At 69.9% G+C, this 18,458-nt stretch carries 14 protein-coding genes and 3 pseudogenes; 7 read left to right on the top strand and 10 right to left on the bottom strand.

Annotation, left to right across the window (positions count from 1 at the left end; all coding sequences use genetic code 11):
• Positions 1 to 3 precede the first annotated feature (3 nt).
• Positions 4 to 1,575: an NADH-quinone oxidoreductase subunit M gene (locus tag OC490_RS44295; protein ID WP_262063737.1), complete on the top strand. Its 1,572-nt coding sequence runs from the start codon at positions 4 to 6 to the stop codon at positions 1,573 to 1,575.
• A complete protein-coding gene (gene nuoN, locus OC490_RS44290) occupies positions 1,572 to 3,227 on the top strand; it encodes an NADH-quinone oxidoreductase subunit NuoN (protein ID WP_262063736.1) in 1,656 nt (551 codons plus the stop codon). Before OC490_RS44295 ends, nuoN begins: the two co-directional genes overlap by 4 nt.
• A gap of 58 nt (positions 3,228 to 3,285) precedes the next feature.
• Here the strand turns inward: nuoN and OC490_RS44285 are convergent, their stop codons facing one another.
• Complete coding sequence (locus OC490_RS44285) at positions 3,286 to 3,834, bottom strand: hypothetical protein (RefSeq protein WP_262063735.1); 549 nt, start codon at positions 3,832 to 3,834, stop codon at positions 3,286 to 3,288.
• A gap of 253 nt (positions 3,835 to 4,087) precedes the next feature.
• Here OC490_RS44285 and recQ point away from each other — a divergent pair, with 253 nt between their 5' ends.
• Positions 4,088 to 6,118 carry a DNA helicase RecQ gene (recQ, locus tag OC490_RS44280; protein WP_262063734.1) on the top strand — a complete coding sequence of 677 codons (2,031 nt, stop codon included), beginning with the start codon at positions 4,088 to 4,090 and terminating at the stop codon, positions 6,116 to 6,118.
• Between the two features lie 27 nt (positions 6,119 to 6,145).
• Here the strand turns inward: recQ and OC490_RS49670 are convergent.
• The 3 genes and pseudogenes from OC490_RS49670 to fahA form a co-directional block, all read right to left on the bottom strand.
• A pseudogene (locus tag OC490_RS49670) lies at positions 6,146 to 6,355 on the bottom strand (HEAT repeat domain-containing protein); the annotation flags it as partial.
• 163 nt (positions 6,356 to 6,518) lie between these two features.
• Entirely contained in the window at positions 6,519 to 7,457 is a 939-nt protein-coding gene (locus tag OC490_RS44275; RefSeq protein WP_262063733.1) for a M56 family metallopeptidase, read from the bottom strand.
• A 174-nt stretch (positions 7,458 to 7,631) separates the two neighbouring features.
• Complete coding sequence (gene fahA / locus OC490_RS44270) at positions 7,632 to 8,846, bottom strand: fumarylacetoacetase (RefSeq protein WP_262063732.1); 1,215 nt, start codon at positions 8,844 to 8,846, stop codon at positions 7,632 to 7,634.
• Between the two features lie 215 nt (positions 8,847 to 9,061).
• On the opposite strand from fahA, the gene OC490_RS44265 reads away from it, so the two are divergent.
• Together OC490_RS44265 and OC490_RS44260 are read left to right on the top strand one after the other, a co-directional pair.
• Positions 9,062 to 10,315: an ATP-grasp domain-containing protein gene (locus tag OC490_RS44265; RefSeq protein ID WP_262063785.1), complete on the top strand. Its 1,254-nt coding sequence runs from the start codon at positions 9,062 to 9,064 to the stop codon at positions 10,313 to 10,315.
• Positions 10,316 to 10,342: 27 nt separating this feature from the next.
• Positions 10,343 to 11,593 carry an FAD-dependent oxidoreductase gene (locus OC490_RS44260; RefSeq protein ID WP_262063731.1) on the top strand — a complete coding sequence of 417 codons (1,251 nt, stop codon included), beginning with the start codon at positions 10,343 to 10,345 and terminating at the stop codon, positions 11,591 to 11,593.
• A 31-nt stretch (positions 11,594 to 11,624) separates the two neighbouring features.
• On the opposite strand, the gene OC490_RS44255 is transcribed toward OC490_RS44260, so the two are convergent.
• Entirely contained in the window at positions 11,625 to 12,299 is a 675-nt protein-coding gene (locus tag OC490_RS44255; RefSeq protein WP_262063730.1) for a formylglycine-generating enzyme family protein, read from the bottom strand.
• Between the two features lie 3 nt (positions 12,300 to 12,302).
• On the bottom strand, positions 12,303 to 12,941 hold the full coding sequence (locus OC490_RS44250; protein ID WP_262063729.1) for a hypothetical protein: 639 nt from the start codon (positions 12,939 to 12,941) through the stop codon (positions 12,303 to 12,305).
• Between the two features lie 84 nt (positions 12,942 to 13,025).
• Between OC490_RS44250 and OC490_RS44245 the strand changes: the two genes are divergently transcribed.
• Together OC490_RS44245 and OC490_RS44240 are read left to right on the top strand one after the other, a co-directional pair.
• On the top strand, positions 13,026 to 13,541 hold the full coding sequence (locus OC490_RS44245) for a hypothetical protein (protein ID WP_262063728.1): 516 nt from the start codon (positions 13,026 to 13,028) through the stop codon (positions 13,539 to 13,541).
• A gap of 90 nt (positions 13,542 to 13,631) precedes the next feature.
• Complete coding sequence (locus tag OC490_RS44240) at positions 13,632 to 14,102, top strand: pyridoxamine 5'-phosphate oxidase family protein (protein ID WP_262063727.1); 471 nt, start codon at positions 13,632 to 13,634, stop codon at positions 14,100 to 14,102.
• A gap of 144 nt (positions 14,103 to 14,246) precedes the next feature.
• Here the strand turns inward: OC490_RS44240 and OC490_RS44235 are convergent.
• The 4 genes and pseudogenes from OC490_RS44235 to OC490_RS44220 all read right to left on the bottom strand — a co-directional run.
• Positions 14,247 to 14,408: pseudogene (locus OC490_RS44235) on the bottom strand (DUF397 domain-containing protein); the annotation flags it as partial.
• Positions 14,405 to 15,074, bottom strand: a pseudogene (locus OC490_RS44230) (Scr1 family TA system antitoxin-like transcriptional regulator). The pseudogenes OC490_RS44235 and OC490_RS44230, both read right to left, overlap by 4 nt.
• 128 nt (positions 15,075 to 15,202) lie before the next feature.
• A complete protein-coding gene (locus OC490_RS44225; RefSeq protein WP_262063726.1) occupies positions 15,203 to 16,354 on the bottom strand; it encodes an arabinogalactan endo-beta-1,4-galactanase in 1,152 nt (383 codons plus the stop codon).
• A 72-nt stretch (positions 16,355 to 16,426) separates the two neighbouring features.
• Positions 16,427 to 18,427: a beta-galactosidase gene (locus OC490_RS44220; protein ID WP_262063725.1), complete on the bottom strand. Its 2,001-nt coding sequence runs from the start codon at positions 18,425 to 18,427 to the stop codon at positions 16,427 to 16,429.
• Between the last annotated feature and the right edge of the window lie 31 nt (positions 18,428 to 18,458).

The raw sequence follows: 18,458 nt of genomic DNA, 5'->3' as shown, positions 1-18,458 counted from the left end.
CCGATGTCCTTTCCCCTCCTGACAGCGACGGCGGCGCTGCCGGCCCTCGGGGCGGTGGCCACGGCCGCCGTCCCGGCCGCCCGGCGCACCGCCGCGAAATGGCTGGCGCTGTTCGTCTCCCTGGCGACGCTCGTGCTGGGCATCGTCGTCCTGGTGCGCTTCGACCCGGGCGGCGACCGCTACCAACTCACCGAGTCCCACGCCTGGATCGCCGACTTCGGGGTCCGCTACGAACTGGGTGTGGACGGCATCGCGGTCGCGCTGATCGCGCTCACCGCCCTGCTGATCCCGTTCGTGATCCTGGCCGGCTGGCACGACGCCGACCCCCTGGAGACCGGCAGCAAGCGCTGGCGGCCCACTCAGGGCTTCTTCGCCCTCATCCTTGCGGTGGAGGCGATGGTGATCATCTCCTTCGAGGCCACCGACGTCTTCCTCTTCTACATCTTCTTCGAAGCCATGCTGATCCCGATGTACTTCCTCATCGGCGGCTTCGGGGACCGGGCCCACGAGCACGGCGACGAGGCGGCGGCCACCCAACGGTCGTACGCCGCCGTGAAGTTCCTGCTCTACAACCTGGTCGGCGGGCTCATCATGCTGGCGGCCGTGATCGGCCTCTACGTAGTGGCCGGGAACTTCTCGCTCGCGGAGATCGCGCAGGCACGGGCCAACGGCACGCTGCACATGGCGACCAACACCGAACGCTGGCTGTTCCTGGGCTTCTTCTTCGCCTTCGCGGTGAAGGCACCGCTGTGGCCGCTGCACACCTGGCTGCCCAACGCCATGCAGGAGTCCACCGCGCCGGTCGCCGTGCTCATCACGGCGGTCGTCGACAAGGTGGGCACCTTCGCGATGCTCCGCTTCTGCCTCCAGCTCTTCCCCGAGGCCAGCAAGTGGGCGACGCCCGTCATTCTCGTCCTCGCCCTGATCAGCATCATCTACGGGGCGCTTCTCGCGGTCGGACAGCGGGACATCAAGCGGCTGGTGGCGTACGCGTCGATCTCGCACTTCGGGTTCATCGTCCTGGGCATCTTCGCGATGACCAGCCAGGGCCAGTCCGGCGCGACGCTCTACATGGTCAACCACGGTATTTCCACGGCAGCGTTGATGCTGGTCGCCGGATTCCTGATCTCGCGGCGCGGCTCGCGTCTGATCGCCGACTACGGAGGGGTGCAGAAAGTGGCCCCGGTGCTCGCCGGCACCTTCCTGATCGGCAGCCTGGCGACCCTGTCGCTGCCGGGACTTGCGCCCTTCGTGAGCGAGTTCCTGGTCCTGGTCGGCACGTTCACGCGCTACCCGGCGATCGGGATCATCGCGACCTTCGGGATCGTCCTGGCCGCGCTGTACACCCTCGTCCTCTACCAGCGGACGATGACCGGCCCGGTGAAGCCCGAGGTCGCCACGATGCCGGACCTGCGACCGCGTGAACTCCTGGTCGTCGCCCCGCTGATCGTGCTGCTGATCTTCCTGGGCGTCTACCCGAAGCCGATCACGGACATCGTGAACCCGTCGGTCAAGCAGACCCTGTCCGACGTACACAAGAAGGATCCCAAGCCCTCGGTGGAGGCGGCCAAGTGAGCGCAACAGCCGTCCACAGCCTGTGGACAACGGCGGCAGCCGCGGACCCGATCTCGAAGATCCCCACGCCGAAGATCGAGTACGGGCAATTGTCGCCCACCTTGATCATCCTCGGCGCGGCGCTCATCGGGGTACTGGTCGAGGCGTTCGTCCCGCGCAAGTCCCGTTACTACGCCCAGGTGTTCGTGTCCGTCGTGGCGCTCTGCGCCGCCTTCGCGGCGGTCGTGGCACTCGCGGCGGACGGGTACGGCACCACCAAGGCACACATCGCGGCGATGGGCGCGATCGCGGTCGACGGACCCTCCCTGTTCCTCCAGGGCGTGATCCTGCTCTCCGGCCTTGTCGGCCTGTTCACCTTCGCCGAGCGGCGCCTCGACCCCGAGGCGCACGGCAACCGCGTCGACTCCTTCGCCGCGCAGGGCGCGTCCGTGCCCGGCAGCGACAGCGAGAAGGCCGCCGTCAAGGCCGGGTTCACCACCACGGAGGTGTTCCCGCTCCTGCTCTTCGCGGTCTCCGGCATGCTGGTCTTCCCGTCCGCCAACGACCTGTTGACCCTGTTCGTGGCCCTGGAAGTCTTCTCCCTCCCGCTCTACCTCCTGTGCGCCCTGGCCCGCCGCAAGCGGCTCCTGTCGCAGGAGGCCGCGGTCAAGTACTTCCTCCTCGGCGCCTTCGCCTCCGCGTTCACCCTGTTCGGCATCGCGCTGCTCTACGGCTACGCGGGCTCGATGTCGTACGCCACGATCGCGCAGGTCGTCGACGGCTCCATCACCAACATCAACCCCGCCCTCGCGGACACCATGGGCAACGACGCGCTGCTGCTCATCGGTGGCGCCATGATCGTCATGGGGCTGCTGTTCAAGGTGGGCGCGGTGCCGTTCCACATGTGGACGCCCGACGTCTACCAGGGCGCGCCGACCCCGGTCACCGGCTTCATGGCCGCCGCGACCAAGGTGGCCGCCTTCGGAGCGCTGCTCCGGCTCCTCTACGTCGTGCTGCCGGGCCTGCGCTGGGACTGGCGGCCCGTCATGTGGGGCGTCGCGATCATCACGATGCTGGGCGGCGCGATCGTCGCGATCACCCAGACCGACATCAAGCGACTCCTGGCGTACTCGTCGATCGCCCACGCGGGCTTCATCCTCGCGGGTGTCATCGCGACCACCAGGGACGGCGTCTCGTCGGTCCTCTTCTACCTGGGCGCGTACTCGTTCGTGACGATCGGCGCCTTCGCGGTCGTCACCCTCGTACGGGACGCCGGCGGTGAGGCGACCCACCTGTCCAAGTGGGCCGGGCTCGGACGCAGGTCGCCGCTGGTCGCGGCCGTCTTCGCGGTGTTCCTGCTGTCCTTCGCGGGCATTCCGCTGACGGCCGGTTTCGCCGGGAAGTTCGCCGTGTTCAAGGCGGCGGCGGCCGGCGGCGCGGCCCCGCTGGTCGTGGTCGGTGTGCTTTCCTCCGCCATCGCTGCGTTCTTCTACATCCGCGTGATCGTGCTCATGTTCTTCAGCGAGCCGAGGCCCGACGGCCCGACCGTCGCGGTCCCGTCCCCGCTGACCATGGCGACGATCGGGATCGGCGTGGCGGTCACGCTCGTCCTCGGTGTGGCCCCGCAGTACTTCCTGGACCTGGCGAACCAGGCGGGGGTCTTCGCCCGCTGAGTACAGGCCGAAGGCCCCGGTTCCCTTCGCGGGGGCCGGGGCCTTCGTGCGTGTGCGGTCAGGCTTTCGGGCAGACGACCTCGGGGTTCCAGGGTGCGAACAGGCCCTTGGGATTGGGCTTGTAGATCCAGGCGTGGAGGGTGAAGTAGCCGGGGAGCAGGCCCTTCTGGAAGGTCTGCCCGAACAGCGTCGGCGCGGCCTGACCCGTGTCCTTCACCACCCACTCCACGGCGACCAGCCGGCGTCCCTCGACGAAGTCGGACCCGTCCGCGTACAGCAGGGCCGCCGGTTTCGCCGGATCGAGTGAATCGATGTTCGCCGGGTTGACGTAGTGGTAGCCCATGCCGCCCTCGGTCGGGTCGGCGACACAGGTGTCGGTGCGTACGTATCCGCCGCCCGCGGCGAACGCCTCGTACCCGTACTTCGAGGTGGCCTGGTACGTCTTGCTCAGCGTGGTCCACACGGACGGGTCGGGGTCGGACGCGGCGTGGGCCGGGGCGGCCGTCAGCGCGAAGGCCGCGGCAGTCGCCACCGCGACGGCGGCCTTGACGACACCCCGCAGGGGCCGGGAGGACGGGGGCCGAGGGGACAGCGGCCGAGGGAACATGGTGGGGCTCCTTGGACTTCGGGAGGCGCCCGCGCACGGCGCGCCGTCCGTTCGGTGGCGTGGCGGACCTCCCCCGGCCCGCCCGAGCAGCATGTTCCGGCCGTAACGGTCGCGCCATGTGACGGGAGCCATTCGACTGACCACACCCGGTCACCGCCACCGGCCTGTGGATAACTCCGACGCTGTCAGCGCGGAGCCCTATCGTGGACGCAGTGGTCGAGGGACGACGTACGGGGGACGAGCGATGCACGGGATGGGCGGGACGGTTGTGACGACCGAAGTACGGACGCCGACGGCACACGGCGAGAGCGAGGCACTGGCCACGCTCCACCGCGTCTTCGGCTACGACAGCTTCCGCGGCGCGCAAGAAGAGGTCATCGAGCATGTGGTGGCCGGCGGCGACGCCGTGGTCCTCATGCCGACCGGTGGCGGCAAGTCGCTGTGCTACCAGATTCCGTCCCTGGTCAGAGCGGGTACGGGAGTCGTCGTCTCTCCGCTCATCGCGCTGATGCAGGACCAGGTGGACGCGCTGCGGGCGCTGGGCGTGCGCGCCGGGTTCATGAACTCGACGCAGGACTTCGACGAGCGGCGCGTGGTCGAGGCCGAGTTCCTCGCCGGTGAGCTGGACCTGATCTATCTCGCGCCGGAGCGGCTGCGGCTCGACTCCACCCTGGACCTGCTCTCGCGCGGCAAGATCTCGGTGTTCGCGATCGACGAGGCGCACTGTGTGTCCTCGTGGGGCCACGACTTCCGCCCGGACTATCTCTCCCTCTCACTCCTGGGCGAGCGCTGGCCGGACGTCCCGAGGATCGCGCTCACGGCGACGGCCACGGACGCCACGCACAAGGAGATCACCCAGCGGCTGAAGATGCCGGACGCCCGGCACTTCGTGGCCAGCTTCGACCGGCCCAACATCCAGTACCGGATCGTGCCGAAGGCCGACCCCAAGAAGCAGCTGCTGAGCTTTCTGCGCGAGGAGCACGCGGGCGACGCGGGCATCGTGTACTGCCTGTCGCGCAAGTCCGTCGAGACGACCGCCGAGTTCCTGTCCCGCAACGGCATCGAGGCGGTGCCGTACCACGCGGGCCTCGACTCGGGCACCCGCGCGGCACACCAGTCCCGGTTCCTGCGCGAGGACGGCCTGATCGTCGTCGCGACCATCGCCTTCGGCATGGGCATCGACAAGCCGGACGTACGGTTCGTCGCCCACCTGGACCTGCCCAAGTCGGTGGAGGGCTACTACCAGGAGACGGGGCGTGCGGGGCGTGACGGATCACCCTCCACGGCCTGGATGGCGTACGGCCTGAACGACGTCATACAGCAGCGCAAGATGATCCAGTCCAGCGAGGGCGACGAGGCGTTCCGCCGCCGCGCCGCCGCCCACCTGGAGGCCATGCTCGCGCTCTGCGAGACGGCACAGTGCCGGCGCGGCCAACTGCTCGCCTACTTCGGGCAGGACCCCGACGCGGCGGCCTGCGGCAACTGCGACACCTGCCTCACCCCGCCGGAGACCTGGGACGGCACGGTCGCCGCGCAGAAGGTGCTGTCGACGGTGGTGCGACTGCAGCGTGAGCGGGGCCAGAAGTTCGGCGCCGTGCAGATCGTCGACATCCTCATGGGGCGGCGGACGGCCAAGGTGATCCAGTTCGACCACGACCAGCTGTCCGTGTTCGGCATCGGTGAGGACCTGGCCGAGGGTGAATGGCGGGGCGTCGTACGGCAGTTGCTGGCACAGGGGCTGCTCGCGGTCGAAGGGGAGTACGGCACGCTGGTGCTCACCGAGGCGAGCGGCACGGTGCTGCGGCGCGAGCGGGAGGTGCCGCTGCGCAAGGAGCCGAAGAAGCCGGCGGGTGCGCGGTCGGGGTCGTCGTCCTCGGGCCGGGGCGAGCGCAAGGCCAAGGCCGCGGCGGTGGAGTTGCCCGAGTCGCTGCAACCCGCGTTCGAGGCCCTGCGCGCATGGCGTGCGGAGCAGGCTCGGGAGCAGGGAGTTCCGGCGTACGTCATCTTCCATGACGCCACGCTCCGGGAGATCGCGACGGTGTGGCCCACGTCGGTGGGGCAGTTGGGGGAGATCAGCGGGGTCGGCGAGAAGAAGCTGGCGACGTACGGGGAGGGCGTGATCGGGGTGCTGGCCTCGTTGGGCGGGGCGCCGGCCGCGGCGGAGGTGCCCGCGCAAGTGCAGGCGTCGGCACCCGCAGCGGGCCGGGCGGCAAAGGATGTTGACCCCGGCGCGGACTACTGGCCCGAGATGGACGCGGAGCCGGAGCCCGAGGACTGGATATAGGGGGCGGCCCCTCCGACCCGCCGCCCGCTACAGCGCGCGGGTCGCGTACGCCCTGACGTCCGCGTCCGAGTCGGCGGTCGCCGTGGCGAGGGCCGCGCGGGCGTCGGTCGTGCGGTGCCGGGTCAGGGCGAGGACGGCCGCCTTGCGTACGTCGGCGTTCGGGTCGACCGGGGTCTTGGCCTGGACGGGAGTGGCCGGGGCCGAGGCGGGGCTTACAGGTGGGGTCGCGGGGGCGCGGTCGGTTGACGAGCCGACGTGGTCGCGCCGACGCTGTCGGTCGGGTGCTGTTGCCGACTGTCGTCAGGGCGACGGCCCGGCGGCTGGCAGCCGCCCCGGGTATCGGCCTAGGGGTCTCAGCCGAGGGGCGGGGCAGCAGGCCATGTCCGGTGGGTCACGGTTGTCAGCTCAGTGCAGTCAGCCCCGGTGCGAACACGATCAGGAGGGGCAGCAGGGGGATCATTGCCGCCACGGTCGTTGTCAGGGCGCGGCGGCGGCGGCCCAGCCTCGGGCGGGGGTCCAGGAGGCGGTCGACGCGTTCGCCGAGGAGGCGGTGGCTGGAGGCGCAGGAGAGGACACCGCGGTGGTTGTTCAGTTCGATCAGTGCCAGCGCCGTGGTGAGGTGGCCGCATCGGCGGGACGCCGTGTCGTCGGCGGCCAGCTCGACCAGCCGGTGGGTCTGGTCGCAGAAGTGGGCGAACAGGGGGACGTGCGGGAAGCCGGAGGCCAGCGCCGTCGACAGATGCAGCAGCCAGTCGTGGTGGGCGCGGGCGTGACCGCGTTCGTGGGTGAGGACCGCGTCGAGCTGGTGGCCGGTGAGGCGGTGCAGGGCGCCCGTGGTGACGACCAGCTGGGGCGGATGGCCCGGCATCCACCAGGCGTCCGGGTACTCGTCCTCCAGGACGAGGAGGGGACCGCGCGCCGGGGGCAGCCCGGCGGGCAGGTCGGGGGCGCGCTCCCGCAGCAGGGCGCGGGCCAGGCCGCGCCGACGGCGGGCCTCGGCGAGTTCGCGGGCCAGCATCGCCGTCGTCCAGGCCGCGCCGCACGCCAGCGACAGCGTGAGGGCGACGGCCCAGACGGGGGCGGCGGAGAGGTCGTAGGCCGCGGTGACGGCGGGCGGAGCCGGGGCGAAGACATGGTCGCGGACGGTGTGGAAGACGGCCGCCGCGCCGAGCACGAGGGCGCCGAGACAGCACAGCAGGACCGTGGCGACCAGGCACTGCCACACCCACAGGCCGACCACGGGTTCCCGCTCGGGCCACACGGCCCGGGTCAGCGCGCGTGGAACCGGCACGGCGGCCGAGAGGGCGACGACGCTCAGCAGGAGCAGGCAGACAGTCATGCCACGGGCTCCGGATCCTGGTCAACGGCACAGACAGAGGGAAGAACGGGGGCTGCGGGTGCGGCTGTACCCGAGGGCGAGCGCACGAGCTGTGGGCCCGCCCGCCGTCAGTATGACTGTCCGGGAGGCCGGAGTCAGGTGTACGGCGAGCACCGGACGCACCCGCGACCCACCTCAGCCCCGCGCCGCGATCCGTCCGGTGACCTCGCCGAGCCCCACCCGTGTCCCGTTCGCGCCCGGTGCCCACGCCGACAGGGTCACGACATCCCCGTCCTCCAGGAACGTCCGCTTGCCGTCCGGGAGTTCGAGGACGTCCCGCCCGTTCCAGGTCAGCTCCAGCAGCGAACCGCGTTCGCGTTCCGTCGGCCCGCTGACCGTGCCGGAGCCGTACAGGTCGCCGGTGCGCAGGGAGGCGCCGTTGACCGTCATCTGGGCGAGCTGCTGCGCGGCCGTCCAGTACATGGTGGAGAACGGCGGCTCGGACACCGTATGGCCGTTGATCGCGACCGAGATGCGGAGGTCGTAGCCGCCGGGCTCCTCCGCCGAGTCGTCCAGATAGGGAAGGAGTTCGTGTGTGCGTTCGGGCGGCGCGATCCGCGCGTCCTCCAATGCGTCCAGCGGGGTGATCCACGCCGACACCGAGGTGGCGAAGGACTTGCCGAGGAACGGGCCGAGGGGGACGTACTCCCAGGCCTGGATGTCGCGTGCGGACCAGTCGTTGAGGAGGCACAGGCCGAAGACGTGTTCGCGGAAGTCGGCGAGGGCGACCGGCCGGCCCATCTCGGACGGCGTGCCGACCACGAAACCGACCTCTGCCTCGATGTCCAGGCGGATCGACGGGCCGAAGACGGGCGCCGGGTCGGACGGGGACTTGCGCTGCCCGGACGGTCGTACGACCTCCGTGTCCGAGACCACGATCGTGCCGGAGCGGCCGTGGTAACCGATGGGCAGATGCTTCCAGTTGGGGGTCAGGGAGTCGGGCGCGTCGGGGCGGAAGATGCGGCCGACGTTCCGGGCGTGGTTCTCGGAGGCGTAGAAGTCGACGTAGTCCGCGACCTCGAAGGGCAGATGCAGGGTCACCGCGGAGAGCGGGTGGAGGAAGGGGGCGATCGTCTCCTGGTGGGACGGCACCGTCACCCACGCGGTCAGCGCGCGCCGGACGTCCGACCAGGCCGTACGGCCCGCGGCGAGCAGCGGGTCGAGCGTGGGGTGCGCGAGGAGCGAGACATACGGCGAGCCGAGCGCGGCGGCAGCGGCGCCCGCGTCGAGCACCTGGTCGCCGAACCGGACGCCGACGGTCCGTTCGTCCGAGCCGAGGGGCGAGAAGACGCCGTAGGGAAGGTTGTGCGGGCCGAAGGGATCGCCCTCGGGAAGATCGAAGGGGGGCATGGCGTGCTGCCTCACTCTCGTACGTACTCGCATGTGGCCGCGCCACACGTTACGGGTGAGTTGCAGGGATCGGCAGTGTCTAAAGAGTTCGCAATGTCCGAATAGGCCTTGTCGGAGTGGGCAATTCCGGCTTAGCGTCCTTTGGGGGACACGGACGGGGTGGGTCCGGTCCGTAGGGGGGACACGTGGGGGGACCCGTGGCCAAACGCACCAGCATGCCTTTCGAGGCCGACCGCGAGGTGCCGGGCCTGATCGTGAAATTCGGCGCCTATCCGCTGCATCACGGCGGGGTGGGCGCGATCCGCAGTCTGGGCCGTCTCGGCGTGCCGATGTATGCGATCACGGAGGACCGTTACACACCGGCCGCGGTATCCCGTTACCTGGAGCGTGCGTTCGTCTGGCCGACGACCGGCACCGAGGAACCCGAACGACTCGTGGAGGGACTATTGCGCATCGGGCGCCGCATCGGCCGTCCCGCCGTCCTCATTCCCACCGACGAGGAAGCCGCCGTCCTGATCGCCGAGCACCAGGACGCGCTCACCGACCGTTTCCTGTTACCGCGCGTGGATCCGAAGCTGCCGCGCCACCTAGCCAGCAAGCAGGGGCTGCACGAACTCTGCGTAGAACACGGCATACCCAGCCCCACGGCCGCCTTTCCGCAGTCCTACGACGACATCGTCGACTTCGCGGAGAAGGCCCGCTTCCCGATCGTGGCCAAGAACCGGGAGGCGTTCGTACGACGCTCCCAGCCCGCGGTGAACGGCACGACGAAGATCGCCACCCGCGAGGGACTGCTCGCGCTCGCCCGTGACTGGGGCGAGCATCCCGGCGTGATCCTCCAGGAGTACCTGCCGAGGGAGGAGGCCGAGGACTGGATCGTGCACGCCTACTTCGACCAGGACTCCACCCCGCTCGCCCTGTTCACCGGCGTCAAGGTGCGCTCCTGGCCGCCGCACGCGGGGATGACGGCAAATGCATATGTCGTGGACAATCCGGAACTCTCGGATCTTGCCGCGCGTTTCATCAAACAGATCGGCTTCACCGGAATCATCGACCTCGACCTGCGCTTCGACCGGCGCGACGGTCAGTACAAACTGCTCGACTTCAACCCCCGCATGGGCGCCCAGTTCCGGCTCTTCGAGAACGAGTCGGGGGTGGACGTCGTCCGCGCCATGCACCTCGACCTGACCGGCCGCTCCGTCCCGGAGGGGGAACAGCGCGCCGGCCACCGGTACATCGTGGAGAACATCGACCTGCCCGCCCTCCTCGCCTACCGACGCAGCGGCTATACGACGCCGCACGCGCCGCCGAAGGCGAGCGGGACCGAGCTGGCCTGGCTCGCGGGTGACGACCTGCGGCCGTTCTTCACGATGCTCGCTCGCTTCGTGCGGCCCGGCGCGAAGCACCTGTATCAGCTGTGGCGCACCAACCGGCGCGGCAGCAGCAGCACCAGCACCAGCACGAAGTGACGAATTGACGTCCTGGGGAGGGACTTCGTGATTCAACCGGTAGCAATCATCGGCGCCGGCCCGTTCGGCCTGTCCACCGCCGCGCATCTACGGGCGCGCGGCATTCCGGTCCGTGTCTTCGGCGAGCCCATGGTCAGCTGGCGCGACCACATGCCGGCCGGAATGCTCCTGAAGTCGACCCCGGCCGCCTCCAACTTCGACGCCCCGCAACCCGGCCACAACCTCGTCGACTACTGCGACGCGGCCGGCATCCCCCGCCTGGTCACCGACGAGGACATCATCCCCGTCGAGACCTTCATCGGCTACGGCGAGTGGTTCCAGCAGAAGCTGGTGCCCGAGCTGGAGCGGGTACGGGTCGTGTCGGTGGACCGGAACGCGGACCGGAACGTGGACCGGAACGTGGACCGCAACGCGAACCGGAACAAGGGTGGCGGCTTCGAACTCAAGCTGGATTCGGGGGAGTTGTTCACGGCACGGGCGGTCGTGGTGGCGACCGGCCTCCACGGCCTGGCCCACCTTCCGCCCGAGCTGGCGGCAGCGGCGGCCGACGGGCCAGCACCCACCGGTCCCGTCTCGCACAGTTCCCAGCACCACGACCTCAGCGGGTTCAAGGGCAAGGAACTGATCGTCGTCGGCGCCGGCCAGTCCGCGCTGGAGACGGCGGTACTCGCGGCGGAGGCGGGCGCGCAGGTCCGGATCGTCTCGCGTGGGCGCGGCCGGGTCGCGTTCGGCGCGGCGCCGTGGGACCAGCCGAAGCTGCGTCCCGAGTCGCCGTTCGGGCGGGCGTGGTCGCTGTGGGCGCTGAGTTACTACCCGCAGCCGTACCGCTATCTCCCCGAGCAGACCCGTCACTACCTGGTGCGCCGGGTGCTCGGTCCGCTCGGCGCGTGGTGGCTGCGCGAGCGGTTCGCGGGGAAGGTGCAGGTCAGCGAGGTCGACCGGATCGTACGGGCGGACGCGGAGGCGGGCAGTCCGGTCCTGACGGTCGGCACGCACGGCGGCGGTACCGAGCGCCTGGGCGCCGACCACGTGATATCGGCGACGGGTTATCGGGTCGACATCGCGGCGATGGACTTCCTGGGCCACGAGCTGCGCACCCAGCTCGCGGTGAGCCGGGGTACGCCGAAGCTCGGTGCCGGGTATGTGTCGTCCGTGCCGGGGGTGTACTTCACTGGGCTGCCGGCCGCGTCGTCGTACGGTCCGGTGATGCGGTTCGTGTGCGGCACGGAGTTCGCGTCACCGCGGCTGGCGAAGCATCTGGCGGCGGCGCACGGGTAGTTGGCGGGAGTTTACGGGAGGTGACGGGCTTTCAGGTGGTTCTGGGTGACCGGGCGACGCGGAAGCCCACGTCGTCCACGCGGAAGGTCGGATGGCTTCGGCGCCGTACGGAGGCACGGCAGCTCCAGTGCTCGTCGAACCATCCGCCGCCGCGCAGTACCCGATAGGTGCCGTAGACCTCCGGGTCGTAGAGGTCCCAGCACCACTCCCACACATTGCCCAGCATGTCGTGCAGGCCCCACGGGTTGGGCAGTCGGCCGCCGGGTTCGTGGGGCCGCTCCTCGGAGTTGCCGCGGTGCCAGGCGATGTCGTCGAGCGGCCCGTAGCGGGGGCCGGTCGTCCCGGCGCGGCAGGCGTACTCCCACTCGGCCTCGGTGGGGAGGCGGTAGCCGCCGGCGGAGGGGTCGTGTACGACGGCTTCGCCCCGGATGTCGTATGCGGGAGTCAACTCTTCTGTCTTGGAGAGGGAGTTGCAGAAGAGTACGGCGTCCAGCCAGGACACGGTCTCCACGGGGAGGCGGTCGCTGCCGTGTGCGGTGCTGGGGTGTTCGCCGGTGACCTGGGCGTACTGCGCCTGGGTGACGGGGAGGGTACCGAGCTCGAAGGTGGCGAGGTCGACCGTCCAACTGCGTTCCGTACGGCGGTCGGAGAGGGTGACCTGCCCGGACGGTACGGGGGTCAGCTCGATGTGCGTGGTGGTGCCCATGCGTTACGTCAGCTCCAGGAGCGTCGGGCGGAGGCGGGTTGCGGTGGTCGGGAGTGTGCGGGTGCGTGGGTGCGTGGGTGCGCGGGTGGTTCGCCTGGGGTTTGTCGTGGGTCGGTGCCGCGCCGGGGGGTGTCCGTCCTCGGAACGGCGCGGAATCGGGTGCCTACCAAGGCGGCCGTGTTGACGCGCCAACCGCTGCGGGCGGACACCCCCCGACACGTCACCTTCTCGCCGTGCGCGGCCGACTGCCCGCTGGGGTGCCGAAGAGTCTTTGCCACGCTGGCTCCCCTGGGCGCCGAACTCTCGCTCCGGGGCGAAGGCGATGTCCAGTTCCGCCCATGTTGGGAGCAGGAAGACGCGGATGATGCCGGTGCCCAGATACCAGCGGTCGCCGGTTCCGGTGCCGGTGCCGGTGCCGGTGGCAATAACGGTGCCGGTGCCGGTGCCGGTGCCGGTGGCGGTGGCGGTGCCGGTGGCGGTGGCGGTGGCGGTGGCAATAACGGTGGCGGTGGCGGTGGCGGTGGTGTGCGAGTCGGTGTGGGCTAGGAGTTGGGTGCGGGTGCCGTTGCGTTGTTCGGGGGTGAACATGGCTCGATGATGCATGTCGAGGGCCGTGCTGATCGGGTTTGGCTTGTGCGCCATGACAGTTGAGCATTGTCATCGGTGATTGGCCGCCAGTAGGTTCGGGCCGTCGATGTTCGAGCTACGGGGAATGCGGGGCCTGGAGTGGCGCTGCTGGACACACTGGTGACAACGGGCGTCGGGGCGCTGTCCGCCACGGTCGGGGTCCTGGTCGGCGGCATCGTCACGCACCGGGCCCAGGACCGTCAGTGGCTGCGGGACAAGCAGCTGCTCGCCTACCAGGAACTGATCAGCCACTACGCCAAGTTCACGATGACCATCAGCCGCGCCCATGCCGGTCGGCAGGGATGGGACTACGACTGGAGCGAGTGGAGCGCGACCCTGACCCGTGCCAGCCTGGTCGCCCCCGCGGCCGTCGCGGCCGAGATCGACAACTTCGCCAAGGCCATCGACGGGTTCCTGAACAAGGTGGCGCGTGACCCGGCACGCGACCCGACGCGTGATCCGTTGAGCCAGGAGGAGTTCGCCCAGGCCAACAGGGCGCCCGCGCAGGCACAGGTGCAGTTGGTCAACGCCATGCGACGCTCACTGAGCAAAGACCAAGAGGCGTTGCCCTTCTGGATGGGCGGGTCTCTCGCTAGCAGTTCCGACGACACCTGACAGGCGAGGCGCGGCCGGAGCAGCCATCCGCCGTGCGACGTAGGTCCGCCGTCGGATGTGGCCGGGCGCCGCACGGCATAACCTCCCCACATGACGGCAGTCGACTCTCATCCCGGCGCTCCCCGTGGCTCGGAGCAGCGCAAGCGCGAGGCGCTTGAACGACTCGCGCGGGACAACGACGTATGGGTCGCCACCGCCGACGCCACCGGCGAGCCGTGCCTCGTTCCGCTGGCCTTCTGGTGGGACGGCGAGGCGGTGTGGCTGTCCACCCGCGACACCAACCCGACTGGGCGCAACCTGTGCTCCTCGGGTCGGGTACGGCTCAGCTTCGGCCATAGCCGGGACGTGGTCCTGATCCACGGCACCGCGCGCATGCTGACCCGCGAAGAGCTTCCGGCTGGGGTCGGCGACGCCTTCGCCGCCAAGGACGGCTGGGACCCTCGCGAGGACCACCCCTCGTACGTTTTCTTCCAGGTCACCCCGCAGGTGCTGCAGGCGTGGGGAACGGTTCCCGAGATGGTCGGCCGGACCCTGATGCGAGACGGGAAGTGGCTGGTCTAGGGCGCGTCTCGAAGGGGTCACCGCCACTGGTTGATGACCGCAAAAGTGTGACGCTTTGGGGTGGAGTGTCACGCTTCTGGGGAAGGGGTGCGGGGTGGTGTGGTGTGGGGTGGGGTGGGCTTCGGATTTGTATGTCACGAAGTTCGTCCATGTGGCGACGGTGACGGAGAAACGGGGGCCCCGGGTGTCGTGCTTGGAGTCGCGGATGTGGGTCGCGGCGGGGGTGGTGGCCACCTCGACGCAAGAATCGTCTTTGCCGCTGCTGTAGCTGCTCTTGAACCAGGCCGGTTCGGGCTCACGGATCATGGTTTCCCCAGCAGTTGCTCGATGAAGGCCCTCGACTCACGTGGTGTGAGGGCCTGAGCCCGGATGATGCGATACCGCAGTTCATGGATACGGAGCTGCCTGGGCTCGGAGACCGGCCGACCGTTTGCCACGGCCGGTGAGCGTCCCACTGCCGAGCCGTCGGCGAAGCGTCTACTCCTCCAGGACGAAGCTGAGTACAGGCCCGGGGTCCCGCTTGAAGATGGTCTTGCGTGCCAGACGCGCGGCGCGACTCATCAGAAGAAGGGCGCGCGTGTATCCCGGCGTCTGCAGCAACCCGTGGACGTTCAGGGGGTCGTAGAACTGAAGTTCGGCCACCTGGGCTTCCGTCTTCGCCAGGGCCCGCACCTTCTTCGGGTACCGGACCCGGGCGACATCCTCCTTCATCGCCGAGATGAGTCCGTGCGCGTCCAACTTCTCCTCGGACTTGTCCAGATACTCGGGCCGAGGGATCCGCTTCCCTGCCTCGATCTTGTAGACCAGGTCCTCGCCGTACCCCGCTGTCACCGCGAAGTCCGCGGCCCGCATCCCCACCGCTTCGCGCCGCAGCTTCGACTGGCGCCCCACCGTCGCGAGGACCGCCAACCCCCACTCGTCGTCGGGATCCACCTCCCAACCCGGCTCGTCCACCTCGTTGTCCAGGCTCATCCCGCGCTCCTCCGTCGTACGGCCGTGCTGCAACGCCCCCTACCCGTACGGCCCCTGTCGACAGCCCGGACATCACTGGACAAGCACCGGACAGTCACCGTACGGGTTGGACTCGTCACGCGGAGGTGTTACGACCGGTACCGCCCCAGCGTCCTCAACCCCGGCAGTGCCCTGTCCTGGAAGTCGAACAGCGCCAGGTTCTCCCACGCGTTTCCGGACGTCGGGTCGGTCGGGTCCCAGCCGTCACCGGCCCGGTACGTCCATACGCCTTCCCAGTAGCAGTAGCCCAGGCCCTTGTTGCCGGGCACATCCACCATCAGGTCCGCCACCGTGCGCAGCCACGCCGCCTGCCCCGCCGGGGTGGCCGGGTACCCCTCCGTCAGCTGCGAGGGGTCGTACATGATGTCGTTCGTCGCGTCCTCGCTCTCCAGCGTGAACGGATACGCCGTCTCCGCGATCAGCACCGGCTTGTCGTAACGCGCCGCCAGATCCGCCAAGTTGGCCGCCGCAGCCGCCGGGGCGCCGTGCCAGAACGGGTAGTACGACTGGGCGATGATGTCGAAGTCGACGCCGTCGGCCACCACGTTGTCGTACCACCAGCGCGACGTGCCGTTGTCGCCGCCCGAGGCGATGTGGAGCATCGTGCGGATGCGGGGGGTGGTGTCGCGCGCCGCCGTCAGACCCGCCTTCAGGAATGTCGTCAGGTTGCCCCAACCCCCGGCGTCGTCACCCCAGTTCTTGCCGGTGGGCCAGAGCAGGCCGCCGTTGATCTCGTTGCCGATCTGCACCAGGTCGGCCGGAGTGCCCTGGCGGCGCAGCGCGCCCAGCACGTCGGCCGTGTGGTCGTAGACCGCCCTCGTCAGGCCCGCCACATCCAGGTCCGCCCAGGCCGCCGGCTTGGTCTGGTGGGACGGGTCCGCCCATGTGTCGGAGTAGTGGAAGTCGACCCAGATGCCGATCCCGGCCCGGCGCAGCCGCTTCGCCAGCGGGAGGATGTGCTTCTTGTTGTTGTAGCCGTCGGCCGGGTTCACCCAGACCTTGAGGCGGGCGTGGGTGACGCCCGCGTCGGCCAGGATGCGGATCGGGTCGTCCCTGCGGCCGTCCGCTCGGCGATACACCGCGCCGTACGCCTCGTCCTTGGGGAGGGAGGAGATGTCCATCCCCCGGATCTCCAGCCGGCGCCGGTCCGCGGGCGTCGCGGCCACCGCGGGCGCCGCGCCCAGCACCGGTATCGCGAGCGCTGCGGCACCCGCCGCCGTAAGAACACTGCGTCTGCGCATCACAGAGCTTCCCTTCGGTAAGTGCCCCTAGAGGCAAAAGAGACAGAAGAAACAAGCGAGTTGAGCCGAGGTTCAGCGCGGGTCCCGGAAGACCTCCACCCCGCCCGCCGGTACCGCCGCCCAACTTCCGTCCGGCAGCACCACCTTCACCTCGCTCCCGGTGTGGTTCACCGCGAAGCGGAACGTCCCCGACTCGCCCTCCCGTACGACGAGTTCGACATCGCGCGGCAGATCGACCGGCGTGATCCCGGCGTCCGCGAGGGCGAGGTCCACCACGGCGGCCAGGTCGGCACCCGTCAGCCGTGTCGCCAGGTACCACGCCGCCCCCGACCCCACCGCGTGCCGCGTCAGCGCCGCCCCTCCCGCCGTACGACCGTCCGCGAAGACCGCGACCGTCTCGCAGCCCGCACCCGGGATCACGACCTCGGACCACAGATCCGCCTCGTACAGCGCGCCGTCCGTCCCCCGGACCGACACCACCTCACCCGGCAGCAACGGGTCGAACTCCTCGACGGTCAGGCCGAGTACGTCCCGCAGCGCGCCCGGATACGCGCCCGGATGCAGCGTGTCGTTCTCGTCGACGATCCCGGAGAAGAAGGAGACCAGTACCGTCCCGCCCCGCGACACGTACCGCTCCAGGTCGGCGCCGACCCCCGCCGGCGCGGAGTACAACTGCGGTACCACCAGCAGCGGATACCGGGACGGATCCAGGTCCCCCAACCCCGTCGGCGGCAGGAAGTCCACCGTCAAGTGCCGGTCGTAGAGCGCCTCGTAGAAGGAATCCAACCGCTCCCGCGCGTCCAGGTCCTGGCTCGGCCGCCACTCCAGGCTCTGCGCCCACCAGGAGTCCCACGACCACACCATCGCCACGTCACCCCGGGTCCGCGTACCCCTCAGATCGGCGAGACCGGCGATGCGTCGGCCCAGGTCCGTCACCTCGCGCCAACCCCGGTTGTCCGTACCGGAGTTCGCCAGCATCGCCGTATGGAACTTCTCCGCGCCCGACTGCGACTGCCGCCACTGGAAGAACATCGCGCCCTCGGAGCCCCGTGCCACGTGCCCGAGTGAGTTGCGGGCCATCTCGCCGGGGCGCTTCGCGGGGTTGTACGGCTGCCAGTTGACCCCGGACGTGGCGTGTTCCAGGAGCAGCCAGGGGCCGCCGCCCGCCACCGAGCGGGTCAGGTCCGCAGCCAGCGCCAGGTTCACGTGGGTGCGGCGGCCGTCGGTCATCAGGTAGTGGTCGTTGGTGACGAGGTCGACCTCCTTCGCCCAGGCCCAGTAGTCGACGGTCTGGCCCTGGCTCGGCGCGACCATGAAGTTGGTGGTGACGGGCACGCCGGGGGAGAGCCGGTGCAGGATGTCCCGTTCGGCCACGAAGTTGGCGCGGGCCTGCGCGTCGGCGAAGCGGTGGTAGTCGAGTTGCTGGGTGGGATTGCATACGGACGGGGTCGCGCGCGGCGGGGTGATCTCCTCCCAGTCGCCGTACTGCTGGCCCCAAAACGCCGTTCCCCAGGCGTGGTTGAGGGCGTCGAGGGTGTCGTAGCGCTCCCGCAGCCACCCCCGGAAGGCCGCCGCACAGACATCGCAGTAGCAGGCGAGCACCGGGGCGCCGTACTCGTTGTGGACGTGCCACAGGACGACTGCCGGGTGGCTGCCGTAGCGCTCGGCCAGCACGCGCGTGATCGTGGCCGCGGCGGCACGGTAGTCGGGGTTCGAGTGGCAGATCGCGCCGCGCGAGCCGAAGGCGAGGCGCACGCCCTCGCGTGTCACCGGTAGCGCGTCAGGGTGCGCGCGGTAGAACCACGCGGGCGGTACGACGGTCGGCGTGCCGAGGTTCACCGCGATGCCCGCCCCGTGCAGCAGGCCGATCACCGTGTCCAGCCACTCCCAGTCGTACTCGCCCGGTCGCGGTTCCATCCGGGCCCAGGAGAAGACGCCGAGGGAGACCGCCGTGACACCGGCCTCCCGCATCAGCCGTACGTCCTCCTCCCAGACCTCCCGCGGCCACTGCTCGGGGTTGTAGTCACCTCCGAAGGCGAGCGGCAGACGGTCGTGCGGGGCGGGGGACGGCATAGGTTCGCTCCCGAAGTTGATGGCTATTTCT

Origin of the sequence: Streptomyces sp. STR69, assembly GCF_024519455.1 — a bacterium.
In the GTDB taxonomy this organism is placed as follows: domain Bacteria; phylum Actinomycetota; class Actinomycetes; order Streptomycetales; family Streptomycetaceae; genus Streptomyces.
The sequence above is the reverse complement of the archived record's forward strand: the minus strand, read 5'-3'. Positions and strand labels throughout refer to the sequence as shown.